This is a genomic window from Pediococcus parvulus (assembly GCF_007990205.1).
In the GTDB taxonomy this organism is placed as follows: Bacteria; Bacillota; Bacilli; order Lactobacillales; family Lactobacillaceae; genus Pediococcus; species Pediococcus parvulus.
In genome coordinates this window covers 1-17,833 of the sequence record NZ_BJWE01000009.1, presented here as the reverse complement: position 1 = coordinate 17,833, position 17,833 = coordinate 1, and the positions used below count along the sequence as shown (strand labels likewise).

11 protein-coding genes and 2 pseudogenes are annotated in these 17,833 nt (G+C 37.6%); 11 read left to right on the top strand and 2 right to left on the bottom strand.

All coding sequences use genetic code 11. From position 1 onward, the window contains the following. Positions 1–146: 146 nt before the first annotated feature. Positions 147–743 (bottom strand): sugar O-acetyltransferase, encoded by a 597-nt coding sequence (locus PPA04_RS03435; protein ID WP_057783299.1) that lies wholly within the window; start codon positions 741–743, stop codon positions 147–149. Positions 744–774: 31 nt separating this feature from the next. After that, positions 775–1,839: an Mbeg1-like protein gene (locus PPA04_RS03430; protein WP_057783296.1), complete on the bottom strand. Its 1,065-nt coding sequence runs from the start codon at positions 1,837–1,839 to the stop codon at positions 775–777. Between the two features lie 150 nt (positions 1,840–1,989). Here PPA04_RS03430 and PPA04_RS03425 point away from each other — a divergent pair, with 150 nt between their 5' ends. The 11 genes and pseudogenes from PPA04_RS03425 to PPA04_RS09635 form a co-directional block, all read left to right on the top strand. After that, a complete protein-coding gene (locus PPA04_RS03425) occupies positions 1,990–2,688 on the top strand; it encodes a VIT1/CCC1 transporter family protein (RefSeq protein WP_057783294.1) in 699 nt (232 codons plus the stop codon). A gap of 15 nt (positions 2,689–2,703) precedes the next feature. Further along, a complete protein-coding gene (locus tag PPA04_RS03420; RefSeq protein WP_057783291.1) occupies positions 2,704–3,396 on the top strand; it encodes a VIT1/CCC1 transporter family protein in 693 nt (230 codons plus the stop codon). Positions 3,397–3,564: 168 nt separating this feature from the next. After that, a pseudogene (locus tag PPA04_RS03415) lies at positions 3,565–4,932 on the top strand (Nramp family divalent metal transporter). 12 nt (positions 4,933–4,944) lie between these two features. Beyond that, on the top strand, positions 4,945–5,379 hold the full coding sequence (locus PPA04_RS03410; RefSeq protein WP_057783288.1) for a universal stress protein: 435 nt from the start codon (positions 4,945–4,947) through the stop codon (positions 5,377–5,379). 253 nt (positions 5,380–5,632) lie between these two features. Beyond that, positions 5,633–7,375: a thiamine pyrophosphate-dependent enzyme gene (locus PPA04_RS03405; RefSeq protein ID WP_057783287.1), complete on the top strand. Its 1,743-nt coding sequence runs from the start codon at positions 5,633–5,635 to the stop codon at positions 7,373–7,375. A gap of 162 nt (positions 7,376–7,537) precedes the next feature. After that, entirely contained in the window at positions 7,538–8,296 is a 759-nt protein-coding gene (locus PPA04_RS03400; protein ID WP_057783284.1) for an exodeoxyribonuclease III, read from the top strand. Positions 8,297–8,318: 22 nt separating this feature from the next. Beyond that, complete coding sequence (gene ligA, locus PPA04_RS03395; RefSeq protein WP_057783282.1) at positions 8,319–10,346, top strand: NAD-dependent DNA ligase LigA; 2,028 nt, start codon at positions 8,319–8,321, stop codon at positions 10,344–10,346. Positions 10,347–10,453: 107 nt separating this feature from the next. After that, positions 10,454–15,430, top strand: a complete 4,977-nt coding sequence (locus PPA04_RS03390) for a bifunctional glycosyltransferase/CDP-glycerol:glycerophosphate glycerophosphotransferase (protein ID WP_057783280.1) — start codon at positions 10,454–10,456, stop codon at positions 15,428–15,430. A 187-nt stretch (positions 15,431–15,617) separates the two neighbouring features. Next, the gene (locus PPA04_RS03385; protein WP_057783277.1) at positions 15,618–16,433 is read left to right on the top strand and encodes an ABC transporter permease; all 816 of its coding nucleotides are present in this window, start codon (positions 15,618–15,620) and stop codon (positions 16,431–16,433) included. Positions 16,434–16,454: 21 nt separating this feature from the next. Then, positions 16,455–17,543 (top strand): ABC transporter ATP-binding protein, encoded by a 1,089-nt coding sequence (locus PPA04_RS03380; protein WP_057783275.1) that lies wholly within the window; start codon positions 16,455–16,457, stop codon positions 17,541–17,543. Positions 17,544–17,639: 96 nt separating this feature from the next. Next, a pseudogene (locus PPA04_RS09635) lies at positions 17,640–17,833 on the top strand (hypothetical protein); the annotation flags it as partial.

The following is a 17,833-nucleotide window of genomic DNA, read 5'->3' as shown; positions in this document are numbered from 1 at the left end:
ACAAAAAAACACCGTCAAATTATCCATTAAGGATATTTGCACAGTGTTTTGGGCTTATACAAATATTAATGAATTCGCTCGCTTTTCATTGATTGAATTAAATGTGCCAAAAAAGGTGGCTTCTTTTTAACCTATTAGGGCAGAAACTAAGCCCCCTTTTGGTCACCTTTGTTCTTAATCACATCCCCATTACTATCTAAATGATGAATGATGCGAGCTGGATTGCCAACAATGACCACATCATCAGGAAATGACTTGGTCACAACTGAACCAGCACCAACGACAACCCGATTACCGATAGTGACACCGGGTAAGACAGTCACGCGGCCACCCATCCAAACACTGTCTCCAATGGTGATGGGTGCGCCCATTTCAACATCCGCATTACGCCTTTTAGCGTCTAACGGGTGAACTGGAGTGTATAAACCAACGTTAGGACCAAAGTAGCAGTGTTCCCCAATTGTGATGGGACACGTGTCTAACATCGTGATGTCGTAGTTCCCATAAAAGTGATCGCCAATATGAATGTTAAATCCATAATCGAATTTAAACTCACTTTCAACAAAAAAGTGGTCACCGGTCTGGGCAAGCCAACTTTGGAAACGCTGGTTACGATTATCGTTATCAGTAATCTGGTTAATCTCTTGAAGTTGTTGGCGAATTAGCTTGCGTCTTGCAATCAATTCCGCATCAAACTCCTGGTAAGATTCGCCAGCGGTCATTTTTTCTCTTTCAGTTTTCATAGTACTAGCTTACCACGTTTGCGTCGATTTGTTAAAAGGGGGTAAAAGAAACGATGATTTGAAATGCCGATTGCAAGGTGTTTTTACCCATTTGTTGGGCGACTGGATCCCAAGTACTGCTTTGCTTTCGGTACGCTTTGGTAACTTGTTGCCAGTGCTTTAACAGATCATTTACTGAAACTGCCTGTGTGTCATCTAAAATTTCCCAAAATGTGTTGATAAATTGCTGGGCATTAGCGCGGGTCTGCTTGTGAATCCAGGGGCATAATTGGTGATTTAAAAAATCATCAGTTGTCTGTGATTGACCCAAAATGACTGGATCAGCATCGTGTAAGTGCCAACTGTAAAGGTCATGCTGCCAGATTCCTGTTGCCATACTTGTGACTATTTTGGGCGCGTTTGTAAACGCAGATCCAATTCCGAAAAACGGTAATTGAGGCAGATAAGTTTGAAAACGGGTCTTGAAAGTTTCGGGAAGATCATCTGTTGAAGTAACTTTTGGGCCATCAAAATTGATTACTTGTTTAATTCGATTTTTCGCATCAATTTGACTAGCTACGTAAATAGCCATACTACCACCTTTGGAGTATCCAATGATTTGAAAATTATCAGAATTTGCATGCATAGTTTTTTCTAAATAGTTCCGTGCAAAACTTTGCCATCGTTCACCATTTGGTTCGTAGAGAACTTGAAAATCTGACTGCCAGCCTAAAGTAGTGCCATCGGCGCCACGGAAAACAATAATTTTGGTATGGGGAGCCACACGCACGGTAATGGCAGCACACTGATTGTCTAAGTTTTCTGGTGATTGGATTTTAAAATTCGACAGGCTGACTTTTTCATAACGAAAAGAAGTTTGTAACTTTTGAATGAGAATCCGGTCATTGGGAAGCAACAAATGTTCTGAAGTATTGGCCAACTGAGTTTCTAATTGCTTTAGTGCTTGGGGCAAGGCAATTTCATCGTCCAAATTACCTGCCACAATATCTTGAAGTGGCAAAAATGGTAACCGGGTCAGAATCATCTGATCAGCCACATTTAAATCAGCAGTGATGGGACGATTATAGTTATCTAAATAGTTCAACAGATCAGGCATTTTCAATTTCTCCCCAAACAACGATTTCCGATTGGTATCTTGATTAGAAAATACCATTGAAACGCCAGCGAGTCAATTTGCAAATTTAAAAAGAACTAGTATGATAAAAGCGATTTGTTAGAACCATTCTAAACGAGAGGGAGTTTTAATATGGTGATAAATCAAAAACGACGTAAGTTTTCGCCATCACTAGCTCAAAAAATTAATGTCATGCGGGCTAGTGTGATGGGCGCCAACGATGGTATCTTGTCGGTTGCCGGAATCGTCATTGGTGTGGCTGGAGCGACGACCAATAGTTTTTCAATTTTTATTTCCGGAATTGCCGGGATGATTGCCGGAACTGTTTCGATGGCGATGGGCGAATATGTTTCTGTGAATACGCAAAAAGACGCTCAGCAGCATACCGTTCAATTAGAAAAATTGGCCTTAAAAAACGACTACGACAAAGAGTTTGCAACAGTGAAACAAAAATTTTTGAATTCTGGAATTTCTGATAAACTCGCTCAAAAGGCCACGAGTGAAATGATGGATCAAGGAAGTTTGACTACCGTTGTTCGTGAAAAATATGGCATTAATGTGCATGATTACACCAATCCTTACTTTGCTGCGATAGCATCTATGATTTCTTTTCCAACCGGATCTTTATTACCTCTCTTAGCGATAACGTTTATATCGCCCACTTATAAAATTCCATTAACTATTTGTGCAGTTGCCATTGCGCTGGCCATAACTGGATATCTGGCTGCTGTGCTTGGTAAAGCAATTCGGTATAAAGGGGTCGTTCGAAACGTGATTTCGGGACTCATTACAATGCTAGTGACCTATCTCATTGGTAGTTTATTTGCATGATGGGAGAGACAAATAATGCAAAAAAAATTAAGTAATCACAAAAATATGGATAATTGGTTAAACACTTTGCGAGCCGGTGTGTTAGGTGCAAACGATGGTATTTTAACCGTTGTGGGGGTTTTGTTTAGTGTAGCAGCCGCAACGACCAACTCTTTCACAATCTTTATTGCGGGATTGTCGGATCTGTTAGCCTGTGCGTTTTCCATGTCAGCTGGTGAATACGCCTCAGTTAGTTCTCAGCGTGATACTGAAAAATCAGTTGTGGGTCAAGAAAGATTATTATTAACTACTCAATTTGAGGATGAAAAAGAACGAGTTGTGCGTTTTTACGAAGAAAAAGGTGTTCATCAAGAAACGGCTCAGGCCATAGCAGATGAATTACTGAACCAAAAAGATCGGGCACTTGCGACAATTGTCAATATTAAATACGGCATGAACTTAGATAATTACCTGAATCCTTGGCAAGCGGCCGTGTCTTCATTGTTTTCTGCGTCATCAGGTGGTATTTTTCCACTTGTGGCGATGACCTTTGCACCAGCCGGGTATCAGTTATTAGCCACGATTATTGCTGTTCTTTTCGCTGTGACTTTGACCGGCTATTTAAGCGCACGGCTTGGCAATGGCATTCCAAAAAAAGCGGTCATTCGAAACATTGTGGTAGGAATCATTACAATGTTTATTCACTATTACGTGGGAAAACTTTTTTAAACAATTAAATAAATTAGTGAAAATCCTATTAGGTAAGTGTTTGCAGTTTGATTACAAACACTTTTTTGTTATATTACGGGTATTTTATTTTAGGGATACCAAAAAATGGAGTTTACTTTACTTGGTTTTAAACTATAATGGAGTTGAAAAAAGGAGGAGATCGTTGATATGTTAGAAGATATGGGGAATGGAAAAAAGCATGGGTTATTGTACTACGCAAACGGACCAAGTCTTGAAGAGATCAATAGCACGGTGCCAGTACCAAAAGAAGGTGGCTTTTTCAAAAAGTTGATGGCTTTCTCGGGACCAGGTGCATTAGTTGCGGTTGGTTATATGGATCCAGGTAATTGGGTAACTTCCATTGGTGGTGGTGCCTAGTTCGGTTACCTATTGATGTCTGTGATCTTGCTTTCGAGTTTAATCGCCATGTTATTACAATATATGGCGTCTAAACTGGGAATTGTGACACAGATGGATCTGGCACAAGCGACGCGAGCACATACGGGCAAAGTTTTAGGAATTATTTTATGGCTTACAACAGAGGCTGCAATTTGTGCGACAGATATTGCGGAGGTAATTGGTGGAGCCATTGCGTTGGAGCTTCTTTTTAGAATTCCACTAGTTTTAGGGGTCACTTTAACTGTATTCGATGTTTTGCTCTTATTGTTATTAACAAAGTTAGGTTTTCGAAAAATTGAAGCGATCGTTGTGACGCTTATTGTTGTTATTTTGGCTGTATTTGCCTATGAAGTTGGCGTTTCTAATCCAAACTGGGTGTCCATGTTTGCCGGATTTGTGCCAAAACCTCAAATTTTACATCCAGGAGAGTTAACCATGGCACTAGGAATTGTGGGTGCCACGGTGATGCCTCATAATTTATACTTACATTCATCAATTTCGCAAACACGCAAGATTGATCATAATGATGAAGATGCAGTGGCTGAAGCAGTGAAATTTTCTACTTGGGATTCAAATATTCAATTAACTGGTGCGTTCGTGATTAATTGTTTGTTATTAGTGCTTGGGGCAGCTTTATTCTTTGGGCATGGTGAAGGGTTAGGAACCTTCACTTCACTATTTGATGCCCTTCAAGATAATCAGTTGGCAGGCGCGGTTGCTAGTCCAATCTTAAGTATACTGTTTGCGGTGGCATTGTTAGCTTCTGGTCAAAACTCAACGATTACCGGGACATTAACTGGTCAAATCGTTATGGAAGGGTTTATCCATATGAAGATGCCATTGTGGGCACGTCGGTTAATTACGCGATTGATTTCGGTTATTCCTGTTTTGATTTGCACCATTGCATATGGGGGTAAGGAAAGTGCGTTGGATAGTCTCTTAGTCAATTCACAAGTTTTCTTGTCAGTTGCATTGCCAATTTCAATGATTCCATTGACCCTGTTTACTTCGTCAAAGAAAATTATGGGTAATCGGTTTGTGAATAAAATGTGGGTTACAGTTTTAGCATGGCTGTGCACAATTGTTCTCACTATTTTAAACTTACAAATTGTTTGGCAGTCATTAACGGCACTATAGAGGAGGAATCTTATGAATCCGAAAGAGTTTAAAAAGATCTTGGTTGGTGTAGACGATTCACAGGATGCTCAATTAGCGTTTCGATATGCGATGAATCGTGCAAAAAATGATGGCGCTAGTTTAGTCATTGTCACTGTTTCAGAAAATGATGATATGAATGTGTATCAAGCACTCAGCAAAGATTATGTAAATGAAAAACATAAACGACTTATGCAGCATATCGCTAAATATCAGCAGGTGGCAGAACAATTTGGCGTGAAAGACGTTTCAACAGTCGTGGCACAAGGTAATCCAGGGAAAGTGATTGTTGATGAAGTCATCAAGGATGTGCAGCCTGATTTATTGGTAATTGGCGCTCAAGCTAAATCTGGGATTGAAAAGCATTTTGGTAGTCAAGCAGCATACATGGCAAAATATGCGCCAATATCCGTGTTGGTCGTTCGTTAATATGGTAGGAAAATTAGAGCGGGAAAAGTGGCTAGATTCTGAGCGGAAGGATCTGCCCTTTTTTTCTCGTTTTAAAAATAATATTCGGGAAGCATAAAGAGACCGTAAAAAAATATTTTTTATTCGGCCTTTTTTTAACAGTTGTTCATAAAAAGTTCTTGCTTCTTTGTTGAATAGTCTGTACAATGAGTTCAACTACTTACAAAAAGTAAGCGCAGTAATTCTAGTATTTAACTTAAAGGAGAACTTAAATATGGCGAAAATGAAAGCAGGACAAGCGTTAGCAAAGGTTTTAGAAAGTTGGCAAGTAGATCACATTTATGGGATTACTGCCGATTCTATTAATAATACTGTGGATGGTTTATATCAAGAAAAGGACAAAATCAAATACATTCAAGTACGACATGAAGAAGTTGGTTCCTTAGCAGCCTCTGCCGATGCCAAATTAACTGGAAAAATCGGCGTCAGTTTTGGTTCAGCCGGGCCTGGTGCCACTCACTTATTCAATGGTTTATATGATGCTAAAATGGATCATGCGCCCGTTTTAGCAATCGTTGGTCAATCTGCAACAGGAGTTATGAACACGTCCTTCTTTCAAGAAATGAATCAGGACCCGATGTTTGTTGATGTTGCTGTGTTCCATGAACAAGTGGTAAGTGCACACCAAATCCCTTACGTGGTCGATCAAGCCATTCGGGCTGCATATGCGCATAAAGGTCCTGCGGTTGTGATTATTCCTGATGATTTATCTGGACAAGAAATTGAGTTTACTGAGTTCAAAACAGCTCCTATTTATAAGGAACAAATGCACACCAAGTTTGATGAAAAAACGATTGATCACGTGGTGTCTGCTATTCAAAGTGCAAAGCACCCCGTTGTTTGGGCTGGTGTGGGCCTGAAAGGGGCAACTAAAGAATTAGTTGCTGTTTCAGAAAAATTCAGTTTACCCGTCTTATCAACCGTTCCCGCAACGGGCGTTATGCCAACTGATCATCCAAACTTCATGGGTTCGCGTGGCCGCTTGGGAACTAAACCTGGTTTTGAAGTTTCTCAAATGGCGGATTTAGTTATTTCAGTTGGTACGAATTATCCATTCCTTCGTTTTTTGCCAGAAGGCGTTAAAGTGATTCAAGTGAATAACAATGCCGCTGATATTGGTAAACAACGTGATGTGGATTTGGCAATTCTCGGTGATGGTCAAGACTTTTTAAAGGAATTGTTGAAACGGGATGTCACAATTGAAACAACTAATTTCTTAAAGGCGGCTCGTTTAGACAAGCAAAATTGGGACAAATGGTTGGACACTTTGGCAAGTGATGATTCTAAAGGATTGCCTGCAGAAGCTGTCATGAAAACCATAAAGGCACATTCAACAGATGATACAATTTTTGGTGCTGACGTGGGTAATAACACAGAATGGGCCATTCGTCAGATTCCATTGAATAAGAATCAGAAGTTTACCCTATCATCTTGGTTCGCCACTATGGGCTATGGGTTACCTTCTGGAATTGCTGGAAAATTAAGTTTTCCTGATCGACAAGTTGTGACTATTTCTGGAGATGGCGGTTTTGCAATGGTTATGCAGGATTTGTTGACAGAAGTTAAATACCAACTTCCAGTTGTGAACGTTATTCTTGAAAACAAAGTGTTTGGGTTTATTCAACACGAAAAAATTGCTGCAAAGCAAGCACCATATGGAATCGATTTACTGGGTGCAAACTGGGCAGGTGTTGCTGAAGACATGGGCGCAATTGGTTTCACAGTAACTGACCAAAAGTCGTTAGACGCGGCATTTGATAAGATTGATGAATTACAAAAAGCCGGTAACACAAAGCCAATTGTGGTGGATGCAAAGGTTAAGAATGTGGATCCAATTGATACTTCATTTATTCCAATGGATCCAGATCAGTTTGATCAAGACACAATTGATAATTATAAGAAGACTTACAACGTGTTTGACCAACCAGCATTGTCAGAAATTTTAAAAAATTTGTAAAAACAAATAAAAGTGAGTTCTGTGAGAGGTTAAATTTTTCACAGAACTTTTTTACTTGTTGTGATTTTTCTAATGTTAAGAGATAAATTTTAGAAGAACCATGCTAAATGGTATAATTCTTAGCATAGAGACTTATTTCTTAATTAAAGAGGTAAAAAAATAATGAAGTTAATTTCGTGGAATGTAAACGGCATTAGAGCTGCAGTGACACATGACTTTTTGACATCTTTTAAAACTTTGAATGCCGATATTTTTTGTATTCAAGAAACTAAAATGCAGGAAGGTCAACTTGAGCTAGATCTACCGGGTTATTATCAATACTGGAATTATGCTGATCGCAAGGGTTATTCTGGCACCGCTATTTTTACGAAAATTAAACCACTTAGTGTGAAGTATGGCATGGGAGTGGACGTGCATGATCATGAAGGCCGTCTAATCACCTTAGAATATGAGGGCTTTTACATGATAACCAGTTATACCCCTAATTCTCAAACTAAATTAAAACGATTAGATTATCGAATGACGTGGGATGATGATTTTCGTCACTATGTTAATCAACTGGCTGAAACGAAACCAGTTATTTTCTGTGGTGACTTAAATGTTGCCCATGAAGCGATTGATATTAAAAATGATAAGAGTAATCATCATAGTGCTGGTTTTACAGATGAAGAACGGGAAAAATTCACTGAGTTGTTAGCAAGCGGATTTACCGATACGTTTCGCTATTTCTATCCGGACAAAGAAGGTATTTATTCTTGGTGGAGCTATCGATTTCATGCCCGTGATCACAATGCCGGTTGGCGAATTGATTATTTTGTGGCTTCAAATAGTTTGCAGGATAAATTACAGGATGCTAAAATTCATAACGAAATTTTCGGATCAGATCACTGTCCGGTTGAATTGGATGTCGATTTAAAATAGTTTTTAGTGTGGAGGAATTAAAATGGCTTTACCAAAACCAACTTCAAAATATTCTGAACAAGAAGCGAGTGATACTGCCCAACAATTAAGGAAGACACTGAATCAATGGGGAAAAGATTACTACACAAAAGATAACCCGGAAGTCGAAGATAGTGTTTATGATGAAAAATATCGTGATTTGCAGGAGCTAGAAGCCGCCTTTCCTTCAATTGTGACACCAGAATCAATTACGCAACGTGTTGGTGGAGCGGTCCTCAGTGGCTTTACAAAGGTGCGACACGAAATTCCAATGTTATCAATGGGCGATGTCTTTTCAAAAGATGAACTAGTTGAATTTGATAATCGAATTCAAAAAAATGTGGGCTATCCGGTCGATTATAACGTCGAATTAAAAATTGATGGCTTAGCGATTTCCCTAGTTTACGAAAATGGCAAACTGGTGCGTGGATCTACGCGTGGTGATGGGACGATTGGTGAAGATATTACCAAGAATCTGCAGACCATCACTTCGATTCCGCAAACTTTAACAAAACCGGTTTCTATTGAAGTTCGTGGTGAATGTTATATGCCAAAGCAAGCCTTTGCCGATTTAAACAAGCAGCAAGAAGAGCACGGTGAGGCGGTGTTTGCTAATCCTCGAAACGCAGCGGCTGGTAGTTTGCGACAACTCGATACCAGAGTGACCAAAGCACGTAAACTAGACACATTTATTTACACCATCAGTACGTTTGATAATCTGCAAGTGACTACTCAACACGAAGCGATCGAAACGCTTGAAGAACTTGGTTTTAATACAAATCCCACACAACGGGTTTGCCATAATTTAGATGAAGTTTGGGAGTACATTGATGACTATCAAGCCCAACGTGACCAGCTTGCGTATGGCATTGACGGGATTGTCCTCAAAGTGAATGACTTAGATTTACAAGGCCAATTGGGTCACACAGTCAAGGTGCCACGGTGGGAAATTGCCTATAAGTTTCCACCTGAAGAAGCTTTGACAGTAATTCGTGAAATTGAATGGACCGTTGGGCGCACAGGTGTTGTGACACCCACTGCCATTATGGATCCGGTGCAATTAGCTGGATCCACAGTGGCACGGGCGACGCTGAATAATGTGGATCAAATTGCGGCTAAGGGTGTACGCCTCGGGGACACCGTGAAGTTACATAAGGCGGGTGACATAATTCCTGAAATTACGGAAGTAATTTTGGATAAACGCGACGAGAATAGTGCACCATTACAGATTCCAACGCAATGTCCATCATGCGGGCGTGATCTGGTCCATTTAAACGGTGAGGTGGCATTGCGCTGTATTAATCCTGATTGCCCAGCTCAAATGGTGGCACGTTTAGAGCATTTCGGTTCGCGAAATGCAATGAACATTAATGGATTAGGTCCGCGTTTGATTCAAGTATTTTTCGACCATAAATTAGTACGTAGCTTTTCCGATCTTTATTCACTGAATCCTGATGATTTAGCACAATTAGATAATTTTAAAGAAAAACGGATTAACGGATTATTGGAGTCGATTAATAATAGTCGGCAAAATTCTTTGGAACGTTTGGTAAACGGAATTGGAATCCCAGGAGTAGGTACAAAAATGGCCAGAATCCTGGCAGAGAGCTTTGGGACAATGGATAGCTTAGCAACAGCGAGTGAAGAGGAACTAACGGCCATTGATGCGGTTGGGGATATTTTAGCTGCTAACATTGTGACATTTTTTCAAAGTGATGCGGCAAAGAATACTATAGAAGAATTAGCAGCTTCAGGGGTCAATATGACTTATAACGGTCCAACTGCAACACAAGTAGTAGATAATTACTTTAATGGTAAGACAGTTGTTTTGACTGGAAAGCTTGAAAATTACACACGTAACGAATTAAAAGAAAAGCTTGAAAACTTGGGTGCGGATGTCACGGGCTCGGTTTCTAAAAAAACTGATTTGTTAATTGCCGGGACTGATGCTGGAAGTAAGCTGTCAAAGGCACAGACGCTAGGTGTTGAAGTAATGAGTGAAGGCGAAATGGAAGAGAAAATATCAAAATAATTAAGATGGCATGGCTATGTGGTGTATTACATTGTAAGCGGCTGAACATCATGTTAATATTATAATGTTTGTAATAATGGGAAGAAGAATAGGTAGGTAGGTTGAAAATGTCAAAGTCAATTAAACTAAGCGTTGTTGTGGCCTGTTATAACGTTGCAGACTATTTGGAAGAATGCTTGGATTCACTTGCAGCTCAAACATATAAGCTCGTTGAAATTATCATGATTGATGATTGCTCAACAGATAATGATAAAACAAAAGAAATTGTGGATAAGTATGATGAGCGTTATGAAAACTTTCATGCATATCATAACCCACAAAACTTGGGTTTGAGCGATACCCGTAATCGAGGCGTGAAAATTGCAAATGGTGATTACATTGCATTTGTTGATGGAGACGACATTGTACCTATGGATGCCTATCGTGATCTTGTGAATTCGGTAGCTACAACTGGATCTCAAGTAGTGACTGGATTTGTTAGACGTTTTGACAAATTTCGCGATAAGCCGTCCTACTTACATAAAAAAGCAATTGCAGATACAATCTTGCAGACTGATCTTGAGAGAAATCCAGAGCTAGTCTATGACTCTACAAGTTGGAATAAATTATATAGCTTAACAATGGTTCGTGCACACAAGATGGTGTTCCCGGCGAATATGTTGTATGAAGATATCCCGTTTGTTATGCGCGCATTTGTCATTGCTAGTCGGGAAAGTAGTATTGATATACTTTCCAATGTTGTGTATCGATGGCGTTGGCGTGACGGGGACAGTAAATCTATTACTCAAGTTAAGAATGCAATGAAGCCATTTGGTGATCGTCTAAAGATTCTTAACATGGTTCGCGATTACTTTTTAAAAGTTCATGTTAGTCAGAATGTTATGGATACTTTTTATGTGAAGGTATTGATGATTGATATTCCTCTTTTTATGGATGATATCGCTGATGCCGATGACAATTTTATTTTAGATTTTCAACGTGCAACGTATCTTTTTCTTCGTGATTGGGGACTATTAAATAGCAATCTTTATGAACAACTATGGCCTAAGATGCAACTGCAGTATAAGGCATTATTATCTGGAAACTTTAAAGAATTAAAAAGATATTCATATACTAATGTAAAAAACAGTTTGCCTAAACGATTTATACATCATTTTTTTGGGAAAAATGCACATACGGCTGCTTCTGGTTCTGAAATCAAAAATACAATTCAAGCAGTATCACAAATTGATGAGAATACAATTCAAATTAAGGGTTGTGTAACGGTTGAATCATTAAAATTACATCGATTCTGGTTATCATCCTCAAATTTGGGTGAATGCATAACAGCAAGTCTAGTTAATATTGATACTAATAAAGAAATGCCGATTGAAATCAATCGCATAAGGACGCTTGGAAATATCCATCTTAAAACCCAAAATGCACCGTATAGTGAATATCAGGCGAGCTTTATTATAAAAGATGCATTGAAGACCTTGGGTAAGGGCACTTGGAAAACAAAAATAGTCCTTAATTACCATGGAGAAATTTATGAATCTTTCGCTGGGCAACCCATAAAAGGAGCAACAAAAGCGGCTTCGTACATTGATTCTAAGTTAAAGCTTGATTTGGTTCAAAGATATAATCTACATTGGGACTTAATTTTTGTTGTCAAGAAGATTTTAGATGTTAATACAGAGTTAAATGAGCGTGGAAAAGAAGTAACGGCGCTAAAAGAAATTGTAGGTCAAAATAATGGAATTGTACTATTCTTTTCTGTGTCTGATAACATCGCAGAACCAATGTTACAGATTGATGGGAAAAGTATTGGCAAAATTGTGAGTCAAGTTGGGCATCAAATTAAGTTCTTCATAGCTGCTGATGAGTTGGGCAGGTATCAAGGTAGTATGCAGCATTTAATGCTCATTGATGTTAAAACAAATATCACAAAACAGTATGCAATAGATTATTCTCGCAAGTCAGAGATTATTCACGGTAGTAAATTTGATGTCTTTATTTCTTATAAAAGTATCGAAGGTATTTGGCTAATGCAAGAGGTACCGCTTGTAGAATTAGTAAGCGCACACTGGGTTAAAGTCAAAAATAATCTTGCTATCGAAATGAAGGCGGATATTCCTAGCTTTTTGAATGTTAAAAAGGGGGCCAATGTGGGGTCCGTTGAGTTATTGAGTAGCAACAAGAAAAACCGATATCTTTCTATCGGAAAAGTGGACGTGCAAACTAATACTTTTAATATTCAAATTTCACTAGTAGATGCAAATCAGTTGAAAGTCTTGTCTGGAAATTACCGAGTCTACATGGTAGTTGAAATTGATGGAAAACAGCAAAGACTTCGCGTTCTTGATTTGAATGCGGTTAGTGATGAACTGAATAAATATACTGGCAAACATTTCATTTTTGATCTTAGACACACAACTGATGGGTTTGTAGAATTTTATAGTAAACAAATCACACCTTGGATCGATCGTTCGAAAATTCAACGAGGGATTAACTATTCAGTTCTCTATCCAATGATGAGAATGCTCCCGCTTAATAAAAAAATTGTTATGTTTGAAAGCTATTGGGGAGATTATTTTAATGGTAGTCCAAAAGCTATGTATGATTATTTAAAGAAATATCATCCGGAGCTCAAATTTGTTTGGATTTTAACTAATAATCAAATCCCCATTGAAGGTAAAGCAGTCCGCGTGAAAAGATTAGGCTTTAAATATTGGTACTATCTGGCAAGGGCTAAGTATCTTGTTGAAAATACCAATTTACCGAATCAATATTCTAAACGGGCGGGACAAATTGAAGTTCAAACTTTGCATGGCACGTTCATGAAAACAATGGGATTTGATGAACCCCACTTCAAAAATGCAACAAGTCGAGTCCAAAAGAATTTTGCAATTCGAAATAACCGTTGGGATATTCTAACAGTACCTTCAAAGTACATGGCAGAAACTGCAACTAAGGCTTTTGATTACAAACATGAAATTGCAATGAGTGGTTTTCCACGCAATGATGCACTCTATCAACATAATAATTCAGCTTATATTGAAAAGGTTAAACAAAAACTTCATATACCGTTGGATAAAAGAGTTGTTTTATATGCACCAACGTTTAGAAATAACGATAGTAGCTTTGACTTCGAACTAGATTTAGATAAACTTCGTGAAAAAATAAGCGATAAGTATGTTGTTCTTGTAAGACTACATTATTTTGTTGCTCACTCTATGTCATTTGTTGATCATCAAGGATTTGTATGGGATGTGAGTGATTACCCTGACATTGCTGATCTATATCTAATTAGTGATGTCATGATCACAGATTATTCTTCTGTGATGTTTGATTATGGTCATCTTAAACGCCCGATGATTTTCTTTGCTTATGATAAAAATTGGTATTTAAATGGTGATAATCGAGGTGTGTATTTAAACTATGATGAAACCGTACCAGGTCCCATAGTAGAAACGACAGACGAAATAATAGAACGGCTCCAGAACTTTCATCAACTTGAAAATGAATATACTGACAAAATTAATGGGTTTTATGATAAGTTCTGTACTTATGGTCGTAAAGGAGATGCAAGTCAATTAGTTTCTGAAAAAATGCTAAATTTACAGCCAGAAACTCAAGACTCGATTGTGCATCATTTATTTATAAACAAGGTGCTGCGAACACTTCGGATTAATGATTTTCAATCTAATTTACTTAATTTTTTGAGTAAGATGTTAAAGAAAAAGAATATTATTATTTTAGAAAGCTTTTTCGGGACCCAATTTTCCGATAGCCCCAAAGCGATTTATGAGTATCTAAAAAAATCACATCCTGAGTACAAACTATACTGGAATGTTAATCGGAATAATGTGGATTATTTTAAGACTCATGGGATACCATATGTGGAACGATTTGGATACAAAGGTATTTTAAAACAAGCTCAAGCAAAATATTGGTTTACGAATACGCGGCGCCCATTTAGGTGGGTAAAGCCACATAATGTAAAGCTAATTCAGACTTGGCATGGGACACCTTTGAAGACAATTGGGACGGATGTTCAGACAGTTACAATGCCTGGAGTGACGCAACGAAGCTATCATAAGCAAGTGATACGTGATTCAGCTCGTTGGGATTACTTAGTAGCTCCGAATGAATATTCGTATGATATCATGCAACGTGCTTTTCGAAAGCCATTTAAAAAAATTGTTAGCAGCGGTTATCCAAGAAATGACGTGTTAACTAATCATACTAAAGAACAAGTAAGTAGGATTAAGAGTAGCCTTAAGATTAGCATGAATGAAAAAGTTATTTTATATGCACCAACATGGCGTGACAATGAATACGTTCGGGCAGATGAGTATCGAGCAGAATTGCACTTGGATTTAGTAAGACTTTTAAAAGAACTACCTAAGAATGTAACTATTTTGATTAGGACTCACTATTTAATTGCTAGAAAACTTGATTTATCGGGATTCGGGAGTCGAGTTTTAAATGTTAGTGATTATGAAGACATTTCTGATTTATACCTTATTTCTGATGTGTTGATTACAGATTATTCTTCAGTTATGTTTGATTTTGCAAATCTAAAACGACCAATTCTATTTTTTGCGTATGACCTTGAAGAATATACGAAAGATATTCGTGGATTCTATATTGATTACAAGAAGACCGTACCTGGTCCTATTGTGAAAACGAATAGTGAATTAATTCCAATTTTAAAAGACATGCTAGATCAACCAGATAACTATGTTCAAACCGCTGATTATAGGATGTTTTTAGATAAATTTTGTTTGTGGGAAAATGGTAGTTCAACTCAAAAACTTGTGGAGTATGTTTTAAAGGATAGACAGTATGAAGTGGCAGAGAATAGAATTGAGTCACAAGATATATTTATTAAGGATGGTTCACAGCTATGGTCTGCTATTCCTGAAACGAAACAAGCCAAATTCATTTCCAATTATAACTTTAAACCGACCGATACTTTTTCCACAAAACGTAATGCAAAGTTACGTGATCCTATTCAAAAAAGGGAAGTTGGAAATAACTGGATTGAAGTTGAAAGTAATGAAAATAAAATGTGGATTCGCGCTCAAGATATTAAATAGGTGTTTAGAACGTCAAATAAAGACCAATAAAAAGGAACTAGTCAGATCATTTATTTTCATGATCTGACTAGTTCTCTTATAGAAAAGTTTAAATAGTTTGAAAGGTTTTGAAACACAAATTGACGCTTTTCAATTAAACGACTATACTATCACAATGTGAAATGACAAAAAATAAGGGGTTAGAACAATGCATACAATGTTTCAAATAATCTCAGAACAATTTTCCAATTATAAAATTATTCGGAGAATGGCAAAATTTGATGATAAAGCAACTTATCAAAGTCATTATTTAGGGTTAGCATGGGAGTTTTTAAATCCACTAATTCAAATTGGAATTTATTACCTAGTGTTTGGGGTTGCGTTGAAGCGAGGAGATCCACTTCCAGGGGTTCCATACCTACCCTGGATGGTACTTGGAATCACACCATGGTTATATATGAGTAAGACTGTCTTAGATGCATCAAAAAGTGTTTATCAACAGGTTGGTCTGGTATCAAAAATGAAATTTCCAGTGAGTGTTTTACCATCTATTAAAATTAGTGGTAACCTTGCTAGCTTTTGGACAATGTTTGTATTCGCACTTTTCTTAATGTTCTGCAACCATATGGTTCCATCTATTTCTTGGATTCAGTTTATATATTATTTCATTTGTATGATTGCTTTGATGTATGCACTAGGAATTTTCAATTCAACGGTTACTGTTCTAATTCGTGATTGGCATATAACGTTACAATCAATCATGCGAATGTTGTTCTATATGAGTGGCGTGCTTTTTAACTTTACAACGTCTAATTTTCCTACACTATTAATTCGAGTGCTAGAGTTGAATCCTTTTTACTACGTAATTAATGGAATGCGTGAATCAATGCTAAATAAGGGATGGGTTTGGCAAGAGCCTAACTTGACCCTTACCGTTGTATTTTGGATGTTTGTTCTTATTGTAATGGTAGTTGGTACATTTTTGCATAATAAGTTCCGCGCAAACTTTGTGGATTTGATTTAGATAGAATGGAGAAAAGTTATAATGTCTGAAGATTATAAAATCAAATTAGAAAACGTTACTAAGGAATATGACTTATACCAAAGCAAAAATGACAAATTAAAAACTTTTTTTAGTTTTAAAAAAAGAAAAGAAATTCCTCATTTCTGGTCTTTAAAGGGAATAAGCCTTGAAGTGCATCCAGGAGAGGCATTGGGTGTTGTAGGTGTCAATGGTTCAGGAAAGTCTACAATGTCTAATATTGTTTCAGGAATCATTCCACAAACAACAGGGTTTGTGGATGTTCGTGGTGACACTTCAATTGTTGCCATTAGTGCTGGATTGAAGTGGAGTTTAACAGGATTAGAGAATATCCGACTGAAAGGATTAATGCAAGGCTTGACCTTTCAAGAGATTGCAAACGTTCGAGATGATATTATTGACTTCGCGGATATTGGTGATTTTATTAATCAACCCGTAAAAGATTATTCATCAGGTATGCGTTCTCGCTTAGGGTTTGCGATCGCAGTGCATATTAACCCGGATATTCTCATTATTGATGAAGCTTTGTCAGTTGGCGATGATACTTTCTACCAAAAATGTTTGAATAAAATTCAAGAGTTTAAGAAAGAAGGTAAAACCATTGTTTTTGTCAGTCATTCATTGAAACAAGTTGAAATGCTTTGTGATCGAGCTGCTTGGATCCATTTTGGCGAACTAAAGATGATTGGTGAAACCAAAGAAGTTGTCAGCGCTTATCGTAAATTTTCTTCAGACTTCAAAAAGCTAACTGCTGCCGAACGGAGTAAATACCAAAAAGATAAGAAACAACTTCAGTTAGATTTTGACATTGATGAGTATGAAAAATCTCGGATTAAGGAAGAACAAGAAAAGAGTGGTCTTGGTGAACATGAGGCTGCGCGAAGGATTCATAAAGAATTCTATTCAGAAGTGTTGCCAACTAAAATGACTTCGTTAACTAAGTGTGTCATTGTACTTGCAGTACTTGTAATGGTATTTTTTGCTTTTGTCACAATTTCGGGACATTCTATAACAAAGAGCGTTACGGATCCGAGTGTGCTTATTCATCCAACCTATACAAAGAATGATAGTACGGCACAGCAATTTAAATAATTATTATATGATTTTCAGTGATATACTAAAGCAGACGCTGTTTAGCGTCTGTTTATTTTTGCTTAAAACTAATCACTAAGGAGCATTATTAAGGTTATGAAACGAAACTCAAGTATTGAGCTGGCCCGCATTTTGTCTATTGCTTTCATATTACTTTCTCATTTTTCTCTTTGGAGTAACTGGGACTCATCTCTTCAAGATTTTTTTAACTATTCCTTGACCATGATATATCAGCCACTCGGAAAATTTGGTGTTTATATTTTTGTCCTTATTACCAGTTATTTTTCCCT

Coding starts and splice junctions, on each gene's coding strand:
- PPA04_RS03435 (WP_057783299.1), bottom strand. CDS start 743: ATGAAAACTGAAAGAGAAAAAATGACCGCTGGCGAATCTTACCAGGAG.
- PPA04_RS03430 (WP_057783296.1), bottom strand. CDS start 1,839: ATGCCTGATCTGTTGAACTATTTAGATAACTATAATCGTCCCATCACT.
- PPA04_RS03425 (WP_057783294.1), top strand. CDS start 1,990: ATGGTGATAAATCAAAAACGACGTAAGTTTTCGCCATCACTAGCTCAA.
- PPA04_RS03420 (WP_057783291.1), top strand. CDS start 2,704: ATGCAAAAAAAATTAAGTAATCACAAAAATATGGATAATTGGTTAAAC.
- PPA04_RS03410 (WP_057783288.1), top strand. CDS start 4,945: ATGAATCCGAAAGAGTTTAAAAAGATCTTGGTTGGTGTAGACGATTCA.
- PPA04_RS03405 (WP_057783287.1), top strand. CDS start 5,633: ATGGCGAAAATGAAAGCAGGACAAGCGTTAGCAAAGGTTTTAGAAAGT.
- PPA04_RS03400 (WP_057783284.1), top strand. CDS start 7,538: ATGAAGTTAATTTCGTGGAATGTAAACGGCATTAGAGCTGCAGTGACA.
- ligA (WP_057783282.1), top strand. CDS start 8,319: ATGGCTTTACCAAAACCAACTTCAAAATATTCTGAACAAGAAGCGAGT.
- PPA04_RS03390 (WP_057783280.1), top strand. CDS start 10,454: ATGTCAAAGTCAATTAAACTAAGCGTTGTTGTGGCCTGTTATAACGTT.
- PPA04_RS03385 (WP_057783277.1), top strand. CDS start 15,618: ATGCATACAATGTTTCAAATAATCTCAGAACAATTTTCCAATTATAAA.
- PPA04_RS03380 (WP_057783275.1), top strand. CDS start 16,455: ATGTCTGAAGATTATAAAATCAAATTAGAAAACGTTACTAAGGAATAT.